The 19,683-nt window shown below is 57.1% G+C and carries 14 protein-coding genes; 11 read left to right on the forward strand and 3 right to left on the reverse strand.

What is annotated here, in order from left to right; all coding sequences use genetic code 11:
• Positions 1-53 precede the first annotated feature (53 nt).
• From ABJO75_RS25720 to ABJO75_RS25730, 3 genes are read left to right on the forward strand one after another with little or no spacing between them, the layout of a single operon-like run.
• On the forward strand, positions 54-2,792 hold the full coding sequence (locus ABJO75_RS25720; protein ID WP_348125252.1) for an aminotransferase class I/II-fold pyridoxal phosphate-dependent enzyme: 2,739 nt from the start codon (positions 54-56) through the stop codon (positions 2,790-2,792).
• Between the two features lie 16 nt (positions 2,793-2,808).
• Positions 2,809-4,269 (forward strand): biotin carboxylase, encoded by a 1,461-nt coding sequence (locus ABJO75_RS25725; protein WP_348125253.1) that lies wholly within the window; start codon positions 2,809-2,811, stop codon positions 4,267-4,269.
• Positions 4,270-4,279: 10 nt separating this feature from the next.
• Entirely contained in the window at positions 4,280-5,281 is a 1,002-nt protein-coding gene (locus ABJO75_RS25730) for a C45 family peptidase (RefSeq protein WP_348125255.1), read from the forward strand.
• A gap of 7 nt (positions 5,282-5,288) precedes the next feature.
• On the opposite strand, the gene ABJO75_RS25735 is transcribed toward ABJO75_RS25730, so the two are convergent.
• On the reverse strand, positions 5,289-6,119 hold the full coding sequence (locus tag ABJO75_RS25735) for a 3-keto-5-aminohexanoate cleavage protein (protein ID WP_348125257.1): 831 nt from the start codon (positions 6,117-6,119) through the stop codon (positions 5,289-5,291).
• 540 nt (positions 6,120-6,659) lie between these two features.
• Between ABJO75_RS25735 and ABJO75_RS25740 the strand changes: the two genes are divergently transcribed.
• From ABJO75_RS25740 to ABJO75_RS25750, 3 genes are all read left to right on the forward strand, one after another.
• On the forward strand, positions 6,660-7,745 hold the full coding sequence (locus ABJO75_RS25740) for a TRAP transporter substrate-binding protein (RefSeq protein WP_348125259.1): 1,086 nt from the start codon (positions 6,660-6,662) through the stop codon (positions 7,743-7,745).
• Between the two features lie 127 nt (positions 7,746-7,872).
• Positions 7,873-8,868, forward strand: coding sequence for a TRAP transporter small permease subunit (locus ABJO75_RS25745; protein WP_348125261.1), 996 nt, complete (start codon positions 7,873-7,875; stop codon positions 8,866-8,868).
• A gap of 10 nt (positions 8,869-8,878) precedes the next feature.
• Complete coding sequence (locus ABJO75_RS25750) at positions 8,879-11,539, forward strand: TRAP transporter large permease subunit (RefSeq protein WP_348125263.1); 2,661 nt, start codon at positions 8,879-8,881, stop codon at positions 11,537-11,539.
• A gap of 219 nt (positions 11,540-11,758) precedes the next feature.
• Here ABJO75_RS25750 and ABJO75_RS25755 read toward each other — a convergent pair whose 3' ends face one another.
• On the reverse strand, positions 11,759-12,328 hold the full coding sequence (locus ABJO75_RS25755) for a DUF882 domain-containing protein (RefSeq protein ID WP_348125265.1): 570 nt from the start codon (positions 12,326-12,328) through the stop codon (positions 11,759-11,761).
• Positions 12,329-12,674: 346 nt separating this feature from the next.
• Between ABJO75_RS25755 and ABJO75_RS25760 the strand changes: the two genes are divergently transcribed.
• The 4 genes from ABJO75_RS25760 to ABJO75_RS25775 are packed head-to-tail and all read left to right on the forward strand — an operon-like array spanning position 12,675 to position 16,936.
• Complete coding sequence (locus tag ABJO75_RS25760) at positions 12,675-14,291, forward strand: L,D-transpeptidase family protein (RefSeq protein WP_348125267.1); 1,617 nt, start codon at positions 12,675-12,677, stop codon at positions 14,289-14,291.
• A gap of 36 nt (positions 14,292-14,327) precedes the next feature.
• On the forward strand, positions 14,328-15,419 hold the full coding sequence (lpxD, locus tag ABJO75_RS25765) for a UDP-3-O-(3-hydroxymyristoyl)glucosamine N-acyltransferase (RefSeq protein WP_348125269.1): 1,092 nt from the start codon (positions 14,328-14,330) through the stop codon (positions 15,417-15,419).
• A 33-nt stretch (positions 15,420-15,452) separates the two neighbouring features.
• Complete coding sequence (locus ABJO75_RS25770) at positions 15,453-15,710, forward strand: phosphopantetheine-binding protein (RefSeq protein ID WP_348125270.1); 258 nt, start codon at positions 15,453-15,455, stop codon at positions 15,708-15,710.
• Positions 15,711-15,727: 17 nt separating this feature from the next.
• Positions 15,728-16,936, forward strand: coding sequence for a beta-ketoacyl-[acyl-carrier-protein] synthase family protein (locus ABJO75_RS25775; protein WP_348125272.1), 1,209 nt, complete (start codon positions 15,728-15,730; stop codon positions 16,934-16,936).
• A 56-nt stretch (positions 16,937-16,992) separates the two neighbouring features.
• On the opposite strand, the gene ABJO75_RS25780 is transcribed toward ABJO75_RS25775, so the two are convergent.
• Positions 16,993-17,622 (reverse strand): invasion associated locus B family protein, encoded by a 630-nt coding sequence (locus tag ABJO75_RS25780; protein WP_348125274.1) that lies wholly within the window; start codon positions 17,620-17,622, stop codon positions 16,993-16,995.
• A gap of 516 nt (positions 17,623-18,138) precedes the next feature.
• On the opposite strand from ABJO75_RS25780, the gene ABJO75_RS25785 reads away from it, so the two are divergent.
• On the forward strand, positions 18,139-19,683 hold the full coding sequence (locus tag ABJO75_RS25785) for a helicase HerA-like domain-containing protein (protein WP_348125276.1): 1,545 nt from the start codon (positions 18,139-18,141) through the stop codon (positions 19,681-19,683).

Raw genomic sequence — 19,683 nt, forward strand, 5'->3', positions numbered from 1 at the left:
CTGTTGATATTTTGCCGAATCAGACAGATGGTTGTCCTTCTGGAGGACCACTGATGCATTCTGTTTCTGACTATTATTCAGCGATCCAACTAAGGGCGGATCGCTGGAGTGCGCTTCGCGATGTGACCAGCGCGCTGACCGAAGAGAGCTCCGAAAAGAGGTTGTCGACGCTTCAAAAGAAGGCGGATGACCTCTTTCAATCGCTGGCGTTGATCGAGCCATATTGGGCGTTTCCGGGCATGGCTGCGTTTGAGCATATGCGCCGCCAGTTCGCACATGGAAACTATGACGATCTGGCATTCTCTGTCGGGCGTGTCACGCGCGCACTCTCAACCGGCGCTTACCGGCGGCGCAATATTCCGCTCGAACGCGACAGCCTGGACAATGAAGAGCATGATGACGAAGCGCAGCTTTCGCCAGAAGCGCGCGCGCTCAGCAAGCCATACTTCGAGGTTCTGATCGTTGACAATGTGGGCGAGGATCAGGAGCGCTGGCTGCGCTCCAACATGGCGCGGATGCGCCGCCCGGAAGATCAATTTGCCTATCAGGCATTGGTCGTGCCGAGCCTCGAAGATGCGCTGATTGCAGTCCTGTTCAACTACAACATTCAGGCCATCGTGGTGCGGCCGGGCTTGACCCTGCGTTCCAAGATGGAACAGCCGATCTTGCACAAATACCTGGATCGGGCCGGTGGGTCTGAGCAGTTTGATGAGATGCAGCCCGAGGACTATGGCCCCGAACTGTGCCGCCTGATCGCGCGCGCCCGACCCGAGCTGGACGCCTATCTGATCACTGAACGATCTGTCGAAGATATTGCTGGGCATGATCTGGGGATCTGCCGGCGGGTCTTCTACAATCAGGAAGACTTCCTTGAACTGCACCTCAATATCCTGCGTGGTGTGCAGTCGCGTTTCAAGACGCCGTTCTTTACCGCACTTGTCGAATATTCCAAGCAACCCACGGGTGTCTTTCATGCGATGCCGATCAGCCGCGGCAAGTCGATTAGTCGCAGCCACTGGATCCAGGACATGGGCGCGTTCTATGGCCCGAACATCTTTCTTGCGGAAACCTCTGCCACCTCTGGTGGATTGGATTCGCTCTTGGAACCGCATGGGCCGATCAAACGTGCGCAGGAACTCGCAAGCCGAGCGTTCGGATCAAAACAGACGTTCTTTGCGACCAACGGAACGTCGACCTGCAACAAGATCGTTGTTCAGGCACTGGTCAGCCCCGGCGATATCGTGCTGGTCGATCGGGACTGTCACAAATCGCACCACTACGGCATGGTGCTCGCCGGTGCGCAGGTAGTCTATCTCGACAGCTATCCGCTCAACGAATATTCGATGTATGGGGCTGTGCCACTCCGCGAGATCAAGCATCAGCTTCTCAAGTTAAAGGCAGCGGGCAAGCTCGATCGTGTGCGGATGTTGCTGCTGACAAACTGCACATTTGATGGTGTGGTCTATAATGTCGAACGCGTCATGGAAGAATGTCTGGCGATCAAGCCCGATCTGATCTTTCTCTGGGACGAAGCGTGGTTTGCCTTCGCCCGGTTCAACCCGACCTATCGTCAACGAACCGCCATGCACGCCGCTGCGGAATTGCGCGGTCGTTTCAAGACCGACAAGCACTTGGCTGCCTACGAAAAGCAACAAACGGAACTGGCCGATGCCGATGATGAAACCCTGCTGGATACGAGGCTGATACCACCACCTGATGCGAGGGTGCGGGCCTATGCAACGCAATCGACCCACAAAACACTGACGTCGCTGCGGCAGGGGTCTATGATTCACGTTAACGATCAGGACTTTAAAGGCGAGGTGGAACAGTCTTTCCACGAAGCCTATATGACGCATACGTCGACGTCGCCAAACTATCAGATCATCGCGAGCCTCGATGTCGGGCGACGGCAGGTCGAGCTGGAAGGGTTCGAATTTGTTCAACGGCAGGTCGAGGCGGCGATGTCGATGCGCCGTTCGATTGCCACACACCCGTTGCTCAAAAAGTACTTCCGCGTGCTGACGGCGGGTGACATGATCCCCGAAGGCCATCGCGAGAGCGGCGTCACCAGTTACTTTGACGCCGAACAGGGCTGGACCGATATGTGGGACTGCTGGCAGCAGGATGAATTCGCGCTCGACCCGACCCGCGTGACCCTTGCGGTTGGGGGAACTGGCTGGGACGGCGATACGTTCAAGACCGAGATCCTGATGGATCGCTACGGTATCCAGATCAACAAGACATCGCGTAACACTGTATTGTTCATGACGAATATAGGCACGACCCGGTCCAGCGTTGCATATCTGATCGAGGTTCTGGTCGAAATCGCCAAAGGGCTGGACGACCTTCTGGATGATGCCAGTCGAATGGAGCGAATCGGCTTTGATCGCCGGGTCAAGAACCTGATGGAAGACCTGCCGCCATTGCCTGATTTCAGCCGGTTCCACGATGCGTTCCGCACCGATCAGGGTACGTCCGAAGGCGATATTCGCTCTGCGTTTTTCCTCAGCTACGAGGGCGACAATTGCGATTACATGGAACTGGATGGGTCCCTGAAACAGGCGCTTGATAGCGGTCAGGAAGTCGTTTCCGCCGGCTTCATCATTCCCTATCCACCAGGATTTCCGATCCTAGTTCCGGGGCAGGTGGTCAGCAGCGAAATCCTCGCCTTCATGCGGGCATTGGATGTTAACGAGATTCATGGGTATCGGGCCGACCTCGGGCTGCGCGTGTTCACGCCAGAGGCGCTTGCAAAACATGCAGAATCAAATCTGATAACTGCAGCAAAATAAGAACTGGGAGAAAGACATGGCTACTAAAGTATTGAAAAATATATCGGAAATCCGTCGTTTCTTTCATCGAAACGAAGATCCGGTCTATTTCATCTCGGCGACCAACTTTAATCTGCTGGGCATTGACGAGTGGGTGAAGAACTTCAAATACATCTGTTACATCGACTGTTATGACGGCAAGCACCCCAACACCTTTGTGCCTTCGGAACAGCCTCATGCCGAATTCCAGTCAATCGAGGACATCAACAACTACCTGCTTCAGCACAAGGAAGTGATTGATTTCGTCAAACGGCGCGGGGGCAAACCAAAATTCGTGTTCCTGATGTTTGACGAAGAAACCGAGCGCCTGTCCAAGGAGCTGGGTGCCGATGTCTGGTTCCCTAAGGCCAAGTTGCGCACCAAGATGGACAACAAGATCGAAACCGTGCGCATTGGCGACAAGGCTGGCGTTCCGTCGGTGCCGAACGTGCTGGCCGAGGTTAAATCTTATGAAGACCTGCGCAAGACCTGCGAAAAGGGCGGGATTGGGCATGATCTGGTTCTGCAATCTGCCTTTGGCGATTCCGGTCACACGACGTTCTTTATCAAGAGCGAGGCCGATTTCCGCCGCCATGAACACGAGATCGTCGGTGAAGGCGAGATTAAGATCATGAAGCGGATCGATTGCCGTGGATCAGCGATCGAGGCCTGCGCCACCAAGGAAGGCACCATCGTTGGCCCGTTGATGACCGAACTGGTTGGGTTCAAGGAACTGACACCGTACCGGGGCGGCTGGTGTGGCAACGAAATCCTGTCGACTGCCTTTCCGCCAAAGGTCCGTAACCATGCACGCGACCTGACATTCAAGTTCGGCGAACAATTGCGCAAGGAAGGCTATCGCGGTTATTTCGAATTGGACTTCCTGATCGACAAAAAAACCGGTGAACTTTGGCTGGGCGAGCTGAACCCACGGATCACTGGCGCATCGTCGATGACGAACCACGCGGCGTTTGCCCACGCGGATGCACCCTTGTTCCTGTTCCACTTGCTGGAGTTCTCACGCAAGAAATTCGATCTGGATGTGGATGAACTCAATGCACGCTGGGCGGATCCCGACATGATCGACAGCTGGTCGCAGATGGTGATCAAGCACACGGATGACAGTGTCGACATCTGTACCCAGGCGCCCGAGACCGGCATCTACAAGATGCTCGAGGATGGTCGGGTTGTGTTTGACCGGTTCGACTATCACCGCCGTGCAGTGGAAAGCGAGAACGAGGCTTTTTTCCTGCGCATCCTGCAACCCGGCGATTATCGCTATGAAGGTGCCGATATCGGCATTTTGGTGACGCGCGGGCGGTCCATGACCAAAGGCTTCAAGCTGAACGAACGGGCCAAGCGCTGGATTCACGGGATCAAGCAAACCGTTGCGGCAAAACCACTTTCCGTTGCTCAAGCCGAACCGGCACTGAGTGATCCTGCCTTTAAAATCATGTAAGGGGCTCGCCATGCTCTGGCGCGCGATAAGTGAAGATTCACCCGGCCCTGTATGGGCCGGGTTGTTTTCTGAATACTGGCCTGACTACCGAAGATGGTGGTTGCGGGAGGGCGACAGCGTGCGCCCGACCTATATGGAAAGCCGGCGGGCGCTCAACGAGCACATGCCGGAAATCGTCGAACTCTATGATCAGTTGTGTGAACTGGCTGGCGGCGGCGACCAGGCATCGCGTTTCCTCAGCTTTTATTGCCCACCGCCTTATTTGTCAGGATGTTCGCAGGCGATCTGGACCGGCAAGGAGCCTGTCCTGATCCGCAATTATGACTACAACCCCAACGCCTTTGACAGCCTGATCCTCAAGACCAACTGGATGGGGCGCACGGTCATGGGCACCAGTGATGGCCTTTGGGGATTGGTGGACGGAACCAATGACGCTGGTCTTTCCCTGTCGCTGACATTCGGTGGGCGACGCATTGTGGGAGAGGGGTTTGGAGTACCCTTGATCCTGCGCTATGTGCTGCAAACCTGCAAAACCGCAGAAGAGGCCGGCGAGGCGCTGGCGCGCATTCCCACCCATATGAGCTATAACGTGACGGCGCTTGACAAAAAGCGGAACTATCTGACCGCGATGATGGCCCCGGATCGACCAGCCGTCATTACCCATGCGGCCGTTGCGACCAATCATCAGGAAGCGGTGGAATGGGTCAGCCATGCACGTTTCACAGCGACGGTAGAGCGCGAGCGTTATCTGTTACAACGGCTGACCTTGCACCGGGATCCGCAAGAAACCTTCATTAACGCTTTTCTGAAACCGCCACTTTACTCCACAGCATTTTCGGTTGGGTTCGGTACGCTTTACACCGCCGTCTACAGACCTCGTAAAAAAGAGATGGAAATTCGCTGGCCGGGTACGGTCTGGCCGCTGTCGATGAAAGATTTTCAAGACGGCAGCCGCGTCGTGCGATTGCCGGGCAGCGAAGCGGCTGACGCCGCCCGGGAACATTCGATCTAGCGGGCAGTCATGCTGCGCGCAGGCCCAATATCTCGCGGGCCTGTTCAGGGGTCGCGACCGGGCGTTCGTATTTCTCGCAAAGATCAGCAGCCCGCGCGATCAAGGCCGCGTTTGACGGGGCCAAATATTCGCGATCAAGGCGCATGTTGTCTTCCAGTCCCGCGCGGGTATGGCCCCCTGCCGCAATCGCCCATTCGTTGACCACAATCTGGTTGGGCCCGATCCCGGCGGCGCACCACTCGGCCTCCGGCGCGCGGCTTTGCATGGTATGAACGTAGAAATCAAAGACTTCGCGATCACAGGGCATGGCGTTTTTCACCCCCATGACGAACTGCACGTAGAGTTTGCCAAAGAGCACACCCGCCTCGCTTAACCGGATGGCGTGCAGTATATGGCTCAGATCAAATGCCTCGACTTCGGGCGTGATCTCATAGGTTCGCATCTCGCTCGCCAGCCAATCCACCAGATCGGGCGGGTTCTCGTAGACACGGGTGGGAAAATTGTTCGACCCAACCGAAAGCGAAGCCATGTCAGGGACAAGAGGCAACATGCCGCCACGCGTTTTACCGGCACCGGACCGGCCGCCGGTGGAAAACTGAATGATCACGCCGGGGCAGTGTTTCTCAAGCCCTTCCTTGAGCAATGCGAATTTCTCCGGGTCCGACGATGGGGTTTCATCATCGTTGCGGACGTGCGCGTGGATGATGCTCGCGCCAGCCTCGACCGCCTCGTGACTGCTTTCGACTTGCTCTTGCACGGCGACAGGCAGGGCGGGGTTGTTCGCCTTGGTCGGCACGCTGCCGGTGATGGCGCAGCACAGGATACAAGGTTTGGACATGATAGACCTCAAACGTCGACAAAGTGGCTTTGTTGCCTCCTTGAAAGCCGTTCTCGAAACAATCCGCAAGCGCTTCATTGCAGTTGTCAGGGTGGCAATCGCAGGAATTGGGCGTTGTTCCAACATAATCATATGCCAGAAGCCGCGCTGGCTCGTTGAGGAACTCCAACTAAAGGCGGCAACTTCACTATGCCTACGTGGCTTTTACAGCCATCCAAACGGTCGAAAATGACAGGGCGAAAGGCTATATTGTTGTCCCAAAACAGAGGCTTGTGGAGCACCGTTGCACCGGTGTTTTGAGATGCAGCGTAAACCGGCCAAATGGGGAGATGCCCTTACGTCAATCCGGGCAAAAGCAGATTTGCAATGGACTGTTGTGACGCTAAACCTGAGCAAGCGTCGTTTTCGGGATCAAAAGCCATTGCAATTCTGCGGCTTACGAATACGCTGGCGCGACGTTGAAGGCGGAGCACGCTCTTTGGGCCGTTCCGCCCGAAATAATAAAAAATACTACCGACCCAACAGGAGGAAAATGGGAATATGGAACGTCGTAAGTTTTTGAAGGGTGCCGCGATTGCCGGCACCGGTGCAGCACTGGCAGCACCAGCCATCGCCCAGGGTGGCAAAACGATTACCATCGTATCGACGTGGCCTCGGGATTTCCCCGGTCTTGGTTCTTCGGCACAGCGACTGGCCGAACGAATCACAGTTGTTTCCGGCGGCGCATTGCGCACCGAGTATTTTGCGGCAGGCGAACGTGTCGGCGCGTTTGACGTCTTTGACGAAGTCGCAAGCGGCAACAGCCAAGCCTATATCGGCGCTGAATACTATTTCGGCGGCAAACATCCGGGCTTCAACTATTTCACCTCTGTTCCGTTTGGCATGACCACACCGGAATGGAACGCATGGATCAAGTTCGCTGGCGGTCAGGAACTGTGGGATGAACTGGCTGGCGAGTTTGGCCTCAAGACCATCACCTGCGGTGGTACTGGCGCGCAGGCCGGTGGCTGGTTCAACAAAGAGATCCTGTCGCCTGACGATCTGAACGGCCTCAAGATGCGTATCCCCGGACTTGCGGGTGCCGTTATGACCAAGCTGGGCGTGTCCACCGTGTCGCTGCCGGGCGGCCAAATCTATGAAAACCTGGTTTCCGGCGCGATCGAAGCGACCGAATGGGTTGGTCCGTACAACGACTATTTCATGAAGTTCTACGAAGCGGCCAAATACTACTATACCGCCGGCATGCACGAGCCGGGTGGCGGACTGGGTTTTGGCATGAACAAATCCTGGTGGGAAAGCCTGTCCGATTACGAGCAGGCCGTGATCACCGCCTGCTGTAACGAAGAAATGGCGGCACAGATCGAAGAAGCCTCGGCCAAGAATGGTGAGTATCTGGGTAAACTCGTGAACGAACACGGCGTCCAGGTGCGCGCGTTCAATGAGGAAGTCTGGGACGCATTCGGCAGCGCGGCCGAAGAAGTGTTCGAGGAAACGCGCGATCACTCGCCACTCGCCGCCAAGATCAACGATGCCTATCAGGCGTCGCTGCGCGAGATCGGTGGCTGGCGTGCCATTGCCGAGATCGAATTCACCAAACAGCGTAACCGTATCCTGGATATCGGTTAAACGTTGTTCGCTGTGTAGCAGGCAGGGGACAGCTCTCGGGCTGCCCCCTGCTTTTCAACAGGTACTCCGCTGACCCTGCGTGAGACTGACCCGACCTGAACCGGGCTGTATGATTGGGGAAATCGCAATGAACGCTACCTCAGAGGCAGAGATTCTGTCGCCACGCGGTGCACCCGCACCCTATGTGCGGTATTTTGGTTGGGCCACATTGTTGGTCCTTTTGACATTTTTGATCAACAACGTGCTTATCGTCTGGTATGACTATCCGACGATCACGTCGCTGTTTAGCGGGACGGACAAGCGTGCGTGGGTGTTGGCCGCGACCTACTTGCTGGCACTGGTGGGCGCGGGACTTTTAGTGCAGCGAACGTCGACCCGAACGCTGCGCTATGACGCGCATATGATCAGTGACTTCAACGCTTATCTGATACGAGGCTGCTACTTTGCTGTCCTCTTTGTCGGAGTAGCTGATTTCGCGATCGCCTTTCTGCGGGTCGAAGGGTTGCTGACGTCGTTGGTGTCGGGCGACATGGCAAAGGAGCTGACCCGATCGCGTTTCATCGGCCCTTATGTCCATGTCCCGCTGATCCTGCTGGGATTTGTGGCGGCCCTGTTTTCGCGGTCGTTGGGCTTTATCTGGCTCGCCCTTTTGATCGTGGTCGCCGAACTCCTGATCGTGATTTCGCGCTTTGTCTTTTCGTATGAACAGGCGCTGATGGGCGATCTTGTGCGGTATTGGTACGCGGCTCTGTTCCTTTTCGCCTCGGCTTACACATTGCTCGAGGAAGGTCACGTCCGGGTTGATGTCCTCTATGCGGGCTTTGGTTCCCGCACCAAGGGGCGCATAAACTCGATCGGCTGCATTTTCCTGGGTATCGTGACGACGTGGACCATCATCATCATCGGGCTTGGCTCCAAGCAGGCCATCATCAATTCGCCGGTTGCGAATTTCGAGGTGTCGCAGGTTGGCACCGCGGGGATGTTTGTCAAATACCAGATGGCGGCGTTCCTTGGGATTTTCGCGGTGACGATGCTGATACAGTTCGTCAGCTACCTGTTCGAGGCTGTCGCCGACGCGCGCGACGAACCCGGCAAGCGCGAAGTCGCTGCCATTTCACACTGAGGCCGCACGCATGGAACTCCTTTTTCTATTCATCCTGATCGTCATCATGGCCACGGCCTTGGCGTCGGGTTTCCCAGTTGCATTCGCGCTCCCCGGATCGGCGATCATCACGATCGCTCTGGCAGCAGGCAGCGGATATATCTTTGCCGACAATCCAGATGCCTATTTTCATTCGGGCGGACCCTCACAATGGCTGACGGCGGGGGTGACCAACCTTCGAGGGGTCTATTGGGAGGTTGAACGAGATACGCTGATTGCGATTCCGCTGTTCATCTTCATGGGCATCATGCTGCAGCGTTCCAAGATCGCCGAAGACCTGCTGGTCACCATGGCGCGCCTGTTCGGCCCCGTTCCCGGTGGTCTGGGTATCTCGGTTGTCTTCGTGGGTGCACTGCTGGCGGCAACGACAGGGATCGTTGGCGCGACAGTGGTTGCAATGGGTATGATTTCGTTGCCCGCGATGCTGCGCAACAACTATTCACAGTCGCTCGCTACAGGCACGATTGCGGCCTCCGGCACCTTGGGGCAGATCATTCCGCCGTCCATCGTGCTGATCATTCTCGCTGACCAGCTGGCCAGTGCGTCGGATCAGGCAAGCACGGCGCGTAAGGCGCTCTACAAGGAAGCGACCGGCGAACTGAGCATGCCAAGCGTCTTTGACGTGGCCTCGACCAGTGCTGGCGAAATGTTTCTTGGGGCGTTTGTGCCCGGCATCGTTCTGGTGCTGGTCTATATGATCTTTATTCTGATCTACGCGATCCTGCGCCCCAAATCGGCGCCTGCCGTGCCATATGAGGGCGCGCGCGATATGGCGTTCTGGGCCAATGTCACCCTGACACTTGTGCCGCCGCTTGCGTTGATCTTTCTTGTGTTGGGATCGATCCTGACCGGTGTTGCTACGGTAAACCAGGCAGGCGCCATCGGTGCGGCCGGTGCCATCATCATGGCGGGGTATCGGATTACCGAACCGAACAAGCTCACCTATTACCCGGCGTTGCTGACGTTCCTGGCGCTCGGGATGATCGTGTTTGCGCTGTCCAGATACAACATGAACATCAAGGCAATTCTGGTTGTCGGCGGTGATATGACAGGGATCGTCCTTGGCGTCATCGCCGTGGTCCTGCTTGTTGTAGCCCTGATCTGGAGCGGGATACGCGTACTCAAGGTCGACAACACGCTGCACGAGGTGATGACCGAAACGGCCAAGACCACATCGCTGGTGTTCATCATCCTGCTGGGTGCTGCGATGTTGACGGCAGCCTTCCGTGCCTTTGGTGGCGAGGAACTGGTCCGTGATTTCCTCAACTCGCTTCCGGGCGGATTCTGGACGCAATTTGTCATCGTGATGGGCGTGATTTTCGTCCTCGGCTTCTTTCTCGACTTTATCGAGATCGCCGTGGTCGTCGTGCCAATCGTCGCACCGATCCTGCTGGCGGATCCCGAGGCGAACATCACAGCGGTCTGGCTTGGTGTCATGATCGGTCTGAATATCCAGACGTCGTTCCTGACGCCACCGTTCGGCTTTGCGCTGTTCTATTTGCGGGGCGTTGCCCCGGCAATCGTCAAGACGGTGCAGATCTACAAAGGCGTCATTTCCTTTATCGGACTGCAACTTCTGGCGCTTGCGATCGTTGGCTACTATCCGCAACTGGTCAACTATTTGCCCAACCGGATGAGCTTTCTTTCCGAGACATCTCCGCCGCCACGCAATCCGAAACTGCAGCAATGCCTTGAGGAATACGTGCTTGAACAGGTGATGATCAACGGTGATGCGATCAACGGGGCGATCTCCAAGGCGCAGGCGCTGGATGTGTCGGTGTTGCCGCAGAGCATGGCATCGGATCTGAAAGGGGCCTTTGACCGTGCGGGCGAGGCTGTGACGCTTCTTGGCGGTATCACCGCAACCGAGGCGGCCGTTCAGGCTGCGTCCAGCGATTATCGTCCGATTATGCGGATCGTTCGAGACCTTCAAAAGGACATGCGCAAACTCGATGTTGAAATCGACGAGTTGCAGCGTTCGGCGCGGTTCATGAATGATGAGAGTGAAGCAGAACGGCGTGCGAAGATCGAGGAACGCATTGCCGAGCTTGAAGCAGAGAAAGAGGTCATCGCGGCCGACATTCCTGAAAGTTGGGAAGGGACGCACACAACTTTTGCTGCTCTGACCAAGGCCGAGGAAACGGCCCGCAATCAGTATCGTCGTGCATCTGATGATGCGGTCGAACCTGCGGTCGAGTTCCTTGCAATTATGGATGCCAACGCAGAGTTCGCAGCCCTTGAGGATGATTTGAAAGGCATGTCCGGCACGGTCGCCAACGGTTCACGCGAGGATGCCGAGGCTGCTGTGGACGCAATCGGGAAAGCGTTTGCCAAGATCGCCGGTGCGCGAGATATCGCGTCGGCACTGTCCACCTCTCGTCGGGCCCTGCGTGAGGGCAAAGAGGACCGCGCCAAGGCTGTTTCCGAATATGCCAGCGCCGTCTCTGCCTACGAAGAGCAACTGCGCTGGCGTGAAGCGGCAGAGCAAGAGGTGCGCCCGGGTGTTCAAGCCTATATCGCAGGGATTGCCGAGAATGTTGGCGCCCGCCAGCAGCCCCGATTCAGTCGCGATCAGGCCCTGTTCCTCGCAAAGTGTAACTCTGTACACCGGGACCTGTCGCTCAACTTCTAGGTGGCAGATCACTGATAAGTTTTACGGGCGGTCCTGGTTTCAGCGACCGCCCGCTTCTTGTTTGGCGACGTCAAGTTGAGGGAGGGGCGCTGCGGACTGCGCCCCTACACTCGGACAACTTTTCGTCTATCAACAACTTAAAGGCTGTTTGCCAAAGAAAAAGCCGCTGCGAATTGCAACGGCCTTCCCTGGTGCGTCTGTGTATTTCGTCAGGGGGCGTCAGCCACCCCATGTGCGGACAACGCCGCAGTCCATATGGACAAAATTCGATCGGGAATAGCGCCCGACACCGCCAGCGCTGCAGGCACTCGCAGCGCGCGCCATTTGGCTGACCGAGCGGGAAGAGAGCCGAAGATCAGCTGCCTGACCTTTCATGTGCAACGAGTTCTTGGCGACACCACGTGAGCGGCGGCGCAACATTGCGTTGGTCTGGGGGCTGCGATAGCCGGACAACAGCATGTAGGGCTCGTTCACATCCATCAGGTTGTGCGCGGCGGCCATGATGTCGATGGTCCGCAGGTCCATGCTCTTGGCCTGATCGGTCCGCCAATCGCGCATGAAGTGGTTCACTTCTTTCACTGCGTCCTTGATGTATTTCCCGTCGATCCAATAGATCATATCCAACCGTTCACCGGTGCGTCCGGAATACATCCGGATCCGGCGAATATCTCCGCCACCCCGAAGGAACCCTGCTGCGTTGGAAAAGGTTGGTGTCGCTGCTACTGCCGTTGCTGCAAATGCACCCAATAGGGCACGCCGGGTAAAACCCGATGAGTCGTTCTGTCTCATATCCTGCGCCGTCCTGTACGCTTGTATTCCTGCCCGCGCGCGATGTTACGCGCGCATTCTCACATCGTTGTTACATCCATCCCCTGATGTGTCGTTTTCATGCCACATTATTGCCCACATTCCAAGCTGGGAATTGTGCAAGTTTTAAATATGCTGGAATTTCGGCGATTTTTTGCGCAACCACCGAACCGCGAATCCAGCGAGCGGGCGAAGCGATGCAGTCAAACATCAGAGTAACATCGAGTTAGCACTGATGGCAGAGTTTGATGGACAAGTGGGTCTACGTTCCTAAAATTGATAGATGGTGCTCGTGACTTACAATGTTACTGATTTTAAGGAATGTCTCATGACTGAACAGTTGAATTTGCCTCGTGTATTCAAACCATTGGGTTTGATTGTTGCGGTACTTGTCCTGTTCAACCTTTGGACCGTCCCCTCAATTGCGCAAGTCACGGCCTTCAAACAGGCGGTCGCCGAAGCGGCGTCGACGGACGGCGACATAGCCGCCTTTTATCGTGACAACGCCTATGAACCGCTATGGACGGGTCAATCGACCGAACATCAAGCGCGGCGGGTCGAACTGATCAGGGCGCTTTCAGCGGTCGATATTCACGGACTGTCACCTGCGCGCTACAATGTGGCGGCGCTGCGCGAGCAGATGGAAACCGCGCAAACAACACGTGATTTGGGCTTGGTCGAGGTCGAACTCAGCAAGATGCTTCTGCAATATGCCCGTGATGTACAGACGGGGACGCTGGTGCCATCACGCATTGATGGCGGCCTCGTGCGGCAGGTGCCGTATCGCGACCGGACAGCATCTTTGACCGAGTTTGCCGCGGGGTCTCCGCGGGAGTTCCTGAAAACCCTTCCTCCGCAATCCGCGCAATACCGTGCGTTGATGAAAGAAAAGCTGCAGCTTGAAGGTTTGATGGAGCAAGGTGGTTGGGGTCCGACCGTCTCGGCGAGCAGCCTCAAGCCCGGTCAAACCGGCGCGCCGGTCGTCACGCTGCGCAATCGTTTGATTGCCATGGGGTACATGGGGCGCAGCGCATCGCAAACCTATGATGTGCAGATGCAGGAAGCCATTCAACGGTTTCAGCTAGCGCATGGCCTCGCCGCCGATGGTGTCGCTGGCAAGGGTACGATGAACGAAGTCAACGTCTCGGTTCAGCAGCGATTGAAATCAGTGATCGTCGCGATGGAGCGCGAACGCTGGATCAATATGGAATTGGGTCCGCGCCATGTTCTGGTCAACCAGACGGACTTTAGCGCCAAGATCATCGATAACGGCAAGGTCACGTTTCAGACACGCTCAGTGATCGGCAAGAACACCAGTGATCGGCGTAGCCCGGAGTTTTCGGACGAGATGGAGTTCATGGTCGTGAACCCGAGCTGGTATGTGCCGCGCTCGATTGTGACCAAGGAATATTTGCCAAAACTCCGGAACAACCCGCATGCCGTTGGTCATATCGAAATCACCGATAGCCGTGGGCGTCGCGTCAATCGCGCCAATGCCAACTTTGCTCAGTATAGCGCACGAAATTTTCCCTATGCGATGCGGCAACCTCCGAGCAGTCGCAATGCACTAGGGCTGGTCAAGTTCATGTTCCCCAACAAATACAACATTTATCTGCATGATACGCCGTCCAAGAGCCTTTTTGACCGCGAAGTCCGAGCCTTTTCGCATGGGTGTATTCGTCTGGCTGATCCGTTTGATTTTGCCTATGCGCTTCTCGCCGTGCAATCGGATGACCCAAAGGGAGAGTTTCAGCGCATTCTGAAGTCCGGGCGTGAAACCAAGGTAGTCCTGGACGCGCCGGTGCCGGTGCACATTATCTATCGCACCGCCGTCATCGACCCCAAAGGGAACGCCGAGTACCGCCGCGATGTCTATGGCCGTGACGCCAAGATCTGGAAGGCGCTCGAGAATGCGGGGGTGACTCTGGGCGCTGTTCAGGGGTAATCACGAACCCGGAGCTGCTTGCAACGGGGACCTACCATGACATTTACGATCGAAGAGATTGCAACCGCACTTGGCGCCGAGGCCGTCGGCGACCTGTCCTTTGTCATCAAAGGTGCCGCCGAACCGGTAGACGCGGCAGCCGATGATTTGGCGCTCGCGATGTCTGCGAAGTACGGCGAGGCGCTCGCCTTGGGGCAGGCGCGAGCGGCGATCCTCTGGGAAGACGCTGACTGGGCGGGCATGGGGCTGGACGCGGCGATATTCACCGGACGCCCGCGCATGGCAATGTCCAGCCTGACGTCGATGCTCGACCCCGGTCAGGGGTTTGCACCGGGCATCCACCCAAGTGCGGTGATTGATCCAACGGCGCATTTGGCGCCTGATGTTTCGGTTGGTCCGCTTTGTGTGATTGGCGCAGGGGTTCGGATCGGGGCCGGGTCGGTGATCGGTCCTCATTGCACCATCGGAACCGATGCAACGCTCGGCGAACATGCCTATTTGCGCGAAATGGTCAGTATCGGAGCGCGGGTTCAGATCGGGGACCGCTTTATTGCACAGCCCGGAGCACGGATCGGTGCCGATGGGTTTTCCTTTGTCACGCCTGAAGTGAGCGGCGCGGAAAACGTGCGCAAGACCCTTGGGGATCAGGGAGATGCCAAAGCGCAAAGCTGGGTTCGGATCCATTCGCTCGGGGCGGTTGAAATCGGCGACGATGTCGAGTGCGGTGCAAATTGCACGGTCGATAACGGCACCATTCGGAACACAAGGATCGGCAGCGGTACCAAGCTTGATAACCTTGTCCATGTTGGCCACAACACCCGTGTCGGAACGGACTGTCTGTTATGCGGGCAGGTCGGAATCTCTGGTTCGGTCGATATTGGCAACAACGTGATCCTTGGGGGGCAGGTCGGGGTCGTCGATAATATATTTATCGGCGACAACGTGATCGCGGCGGGCGGTACCAAGATCCTGTCAAATGCCCCGGCAGGACGCGTGATGATGGGGTATCCGGCGATCAAGATGGAAACCCATACCGAGATATACAAGGCACAGCGTCGCCTCCCGCGTTTGGCGCGTGACGTCGCAGCGTTACAAAAGGCTGTTTTCAAAGCGGAGGCGAAGGACTAAGTCAGCGCCAGACGCACAGCTTGGGACCAGATTATGAGCATCAATGAAAAGGTCATAGCGATCATCGCGGAACAGGCCGTTCTTGAACCGTCTGACGTGGCAATGGACAGCACACTCGAAAGTCTTGGGATCGACAGCCTGGGGCTGGTCGAGAGCATCTTTGCCATTGAGGAAGAGTTCGACATAACCATCCCCTTCAACGCCAACGAGCCGACCGACAGCGACTTTGACATATCCAGCGTCGCCGCCATCGTCGCCGGAATAGAAAAGCTCGTGTCGGAGAAGGCATAGGGCAGGGCAGAGAGATAATGAACCGGGTCGTCATCACCGGCGCTGGCACGATCAACGCGCTTGGACATTCTGTTCCTGAAACCCTGGCCGCGATGCGCGAAGGACGTTGTGGGATCGGCGATCTGGAGTTCCGTGACGTAGAGCGGCTGTCCATCCGCATTGGTGGACAGGTGCGCGGGTTCGAAGCCGAGGGGCGGTTCAACCGGCAGCAAATGTCGCTCTATGACCGCTTTACCCAGTTTACGCTGACCGCAGCCAAAGAGGCGATCAGCCAGTCTGGGCTGGAATTTCACGGTGATCTTTCGGCCCGATCAGGGGTCGTCTTGGGTACGGCCGGTGGTGGGGTGTCAACATGGGACGACAATTATCGCAGCGTCTATGAGGACGGAAAGAACCGGGTGCACCCGTTTGTCGTACCCAAACTGATGAACAACGCGGCCGCCAGTCACGTCAGCATGCAATACAACCTCAAGGGGCCGTCGTTTACGGTGTCGACGGCCTGTGCGAGTTCCAACCACGCGATGGCGCAAGCCTTTGCCATGGTGCGCAGCGGAATGGCCCCGGCAATGATCACCGGCGGGTCTGAATCGATGCTCTGCTTTGGCGGCGTCAAGGCGTGGGAAGGGCTGCGTGTCATGTCGCGAGACGCCTGCCGTCCGTTCAGTCTTGGTCGCAACGGGATGGTTCAGGGCGAAGGCGCAGGCATATTCGTGTTTGAAGACTACGAACACGCACGCGCCCGTGGTGCCGATATTCTGGCCGAGGTCGCAGGGTTTGCCATGTCGTCGGATGCATCCGATATCGTGATGCCGTCCAAACAGGGCGCGGCACGCGCGATGGCCGGGGCGCTCAGTGATGCGCGGGTTGCGCCCTCTGAAGTGGGATACATCAATGCGCACGGCACGGGCACGGCGGCCAATGACAAGACCGAATGCGCCGCAGTTGCCGACGTGTTCGGACCGCATGCCGACAAACTGATGATCAGTTCAACCAAATCCATGCACGGGCATCTGATCGGTGGAACCGGTGCGGTCGAGTTGCTGGCCTGTATAATGGCCTTGCGCGACGGCGTTATCGCCCCGACGATTGGCTATGAAGAATCCGACCCAGAGTGCGCGCTTGACGTGGTCCCCAATGTAGCGCGCAATGCACAGGTCGAGGTCGCGGTTTCGAACGCCTTTGCGTTTGGCGGTTTGAACGCGGTTCTGGTCTTGCGCAAGGTCTGACGAAAAACGCCGGACCAACTGGCCCGGCGTCTGAATTTGACAAGATGTGTAGGCTATTACTGCTTGACGACATCCACAGAGTCATAACCGGCGGTAAATCCCTTGAGAGACAGCGTCAGCGAGACAACCTGATCCGGCGCAGGGGCTGGGACCAGTGTTACGGTGGCGCTGTTGCCCTTCTTGAACGTGTCTATGTCTTCCTGTGTCAGGCCGATCTGCGCGGCACAGCCGACCGGGCTGCAATAGGTATAGTTATAGCGCTTGCCGGGCGCGTCATCGACCGCAATGGTCAACTGCGCAGGCAGCAGGGTTTCCAGTGGCACCAGAATGGTTGCGCCGGCAGCGGCTTGGCCGCCGTTTTCGATCCGGAACAGCGACATTTCGGCGACGGCGTTACCTGAGTCATCCCGCATGATCTGGAGAAGCGAGCAAGGATCGGTTTCAGCTTCGGTGCGGATGCACGCCATGTCCCAGTCGCCGATCTTTTCTTTTGAATAGCGCTCGCCGAGTTTGGGGCCTTCGGTCACGGGCTGTCCGAGATCCAACTGCGGGCCTGTGTCTGGAGCCGCGTCTTCGGACACCGCCGGTTCTTCGGGCGCTGCGGCGTCGTCGGTCTGTTGTGCAAGTGCCGGATAAGACATCGCGGCCAGCGCCAACGCGGCGAAGGGGGAAAGGTATTTGAACATGTGCCTGTCTCGTTTGTTTATAGTTGCTCGGAGCATCCTGCACGGCATCGGCGATTCCATTGCGCACAGTCCGCAATTGCCGACGCCTTATCACGACAGTGCAGCGGTGTCAGGCGGATATTCAACTGATCGCTATGGTTTGAAGGAGTTTCCGCCCGTAAACATTGGGCTTTCAACAGCAAAAAGGCACAACGAGAAAAGGGGGCCGTAAAGCCCCCTTTAAGTATAGGTTGTCTCCCCGTCGGACTGGCCGACTTAGTTATGGCGCGACGTTACGAGAGGCCCGCCCGTCGGTCAACAGCTACGCCAATAAAAAGGCGTTAAAACCGACACTTTCGCCTGAGAATCGAAGTTGTTTGAAAAAAGGGCCGTACCCGAAGGCACGGCCAGTCTAACAGGGAGGAAGTGCCCGCCGGGCCAATCGACCCTCTTTAGCGCGCGAATTAACTATGGCAGCGAAAAGTTAAGTTAGTATGGTCGGTGCGATAGGCACGGTAAGTCAGGGGGCAAGTTGGTATGGATGGCAAAATTTTTATCGGTGGGGGGGGCGAGGAATATGCCAGCCCTCAAGGATTGAGCCTGAAATACGCGAACCGTCATGGTCTGGTCGCCGGGGCAACCGGCACGGGCAAATCCGTCACGCTGCAAATCATCGCTGAGGGGTTCAGTGATGCCGGTGTCCCGGTCTTTCTCTCTGACGTCAAAGGCGACCTTTCCGGTTTGGCAAAACCAGGGCGCGTAGATCACAAGCTGCACGATGCGTTTACGGCCCGTGCCGCAAAGATCGGGTTCACCAGCTATGGATACCGAGCTTATCCGGTGACGTTCTGGGATTTGTTCGGCGACCAAGGCCACCCGGTGCGAACAACAGTCGCGGAAATGGGTCCGTTGTTGTTGGCCCGATTGCTGGAACTGACCGAGGCGCAGGAAGGTATTTTGAATATCGCCTTTCGTCTTTCGGACGAAGAAGGTTTGCCGCTGCTTGATCTCAAGGATTTGCAGTCCTTGCTGGTCTGGATCGGAGAAAACCGCGAAACCCTGTCACTGCGCTATGGCAATGTCTCGACCTCGTCGATCGGCGCGATTCAACGCCGGTTGTTGGTGCTCGAAAATCAGGGAGGCGCAAAACTCTTTGGCGAACCCGCGCTGGAACTCGCTGATATGATGCGCACTGACGCGGAAGGAAAGGGCGTGGTCAACATCCTTGCTGCTGACAAGCTGATGAGCGCACCGGGTCTCTACGCGACTTTCCTGCTGTGGCTGCTCAGCGAATTGTTCGAGGAACTTCCCGAAGTCGGTGACCCGGACAAACCCAAGCTGGTCTTTTTCTTTGACGAAGCACATCTGCTGTTTGACGACGCGCCCAAGGCGCTTGTGGACAAGGTCGAGCAGGTTGCTCGCTTGATCCGGTCCAAAGGGGTGGGGGTCTATTTCATCACCCAGAATCCCGCCGACGTGCCCGAAGACATCCTTGGACAGCTGGGCAATCGCATTCAACATGCCCTGCGCGCGTTCACTGCCAAGGATCGCAAGAATCTAAAACTGGCCGCGGAAACCTATCGCGAGAATCCCCGGTTTTCGACCGAAGACGCAATCCGAGAGGTTGGCGTCGGCGAGGCGGTGACCTCGATGCTACAGGACAAGGGCGTACCCGGTATTGTCGAACGCACATTGATCCGTCCGCCGTCCTCGCAACTTGGTCCGATTACAGTCGAGGAACGGCAGGCCCATCTCGCGGCATCGGACATGGCGGGCAAGTACGACACGACGCTGGACCGGAAATCGGCATACGAGATCCTGGCCCAACGCGCGGCGCAGGCCGCTACCGAAGCGGCGAAGTCCGAGGAAAAGGCCGAAGAGATGGAACCGATGTTCCGCGAGTTCAACGCCGGACGCCGCTATTCAGGTAGCCGTGTCAGTCGCTCGACCTCGCGTAAGACGAAGCAAAGCGGCAGCGGCTTTGCCGAAGCGCTGACCAAGAACGTCATGAAAGAGCTCTCAGGGACAACCGGACGCCGCATCGTGCGCGGCATCCTCGGCGGATTGTTCAAAGGGCGCTAG

This window comes from Sedimentitalea sp., assembly GCF_039973035.1.
GTDB lineage: Bacteria > Pseudomonadota > Alphaproteobacteria > Rhodobacterales > Rhodobacteraceae > Sedimentitalea.

What these genes read in the sequence shown, in the direction of transcription:
- ABJO75_RS25720 (WP_348125252.1), top strand. Translation starts at nt 54, where the DNA reads ATGCATTCTGTTTCTGACTATTATTCAGCGATCCAACTAAGGGCGGAT.
- ABJO75_RS25725 (WP_348125253.1), top strand. Translation starts at nt 2,809, where the DNA reads ATGGCTACTAAAGTATTGAAAAATATATCGGAAATCCGTCGTTTCTTT.
- ABJO75_RS25730 (WP_348125255.1), top strand. Translation starts at nt 4,280, where the DNA reads ATGCTCTGGCGCGCGATAAGTGAAGATTCACCCGGCCCTGTATGGGCC.
- ABJO75_RS25735 (WP_348125257.1), bottom strand. Translation starts at nt 6,119, where the DNA reads ATGTCCAAACCTTGTATCCTGTGCTGCGCCATCACCGGCAGCGTGCCG.
- ABJO75_RS25740 (WP_348125259.1), top strand. Translation starts at nt 6,660, where the DNA reads ATGGAACGTCGTAAGTTTTTGAAGGGTGCCGCGATTGCCGGCACCGGT.
- ABJO75_RS25745 (WP_348125261.1), top strand. Translation starts at nt 7,873, where the DNA reads ATGAACGCTACCTCAGAGGCAGAGATTCTGTCGCCACGCGGTGCACCC.
- ABJO75_RS25750 (WP_348125263.1), top strand. Translation starts at nt 8,879, where the DNA reads ATGGAACTCCTTTTTCTATTCATCCTGATCGTCATCATGGCCACGGCC.
- ABJO75_RS25755 (WP_348125265.1), bottom strand. Translation starts at nt 12,328, where the DNA reads ATGAGACAGAACGACTCATCGGGTTTTACCCGGCGTGCCCTATTGGGT.
- ABJO75_RS25760 (WP_348125267.1), top strand. Translation starts at nt 12,675, where the DNA reads ATGACTGAACAGTTGAATTTGCCTCGTGTATTCAAACCATTGGGTTTG.
- lpxD (WP_348125269.1), top strand. Translation starts at nt 14,328, where the DNA reads ATGACATTTACGATCGAAGAGATTGCAACCGCACTTGGCGCCGAGGCC.
- ABJO75_RS25770 (WP_348125270.1), top strand. Translation starts at nt 15,453, where the DNA reads ATGAGCATCAATGAAAAGGTCATAGCGATCATCGCGGAACAGGCCGTT.
- ABJO75_RS25775 (WP_348125272.1), top strand. Translation starts at nt 15,728, where the DNA reads ATGAACCGGGTCGTCATCACCGGCGCTGGCACGATCAACGCGCTTGGA.
- ABJO75_RS25780 (WP_348125274.1), bottom strand. Translation starts at nt 17,622, where the DNA reads ATGTTCAAATACCTTTCCCCCTTCGCCGCGTTGGCGCTGGCCGCGATG.
- ABJO75_RS25785 (WP_348125276.1), top strand. Translation starts at nt 18,139, where the DNA reads ATGGATGGCAAAATTTTTATCGGTGGGGGGGGCGAGGAATATGCCAGC.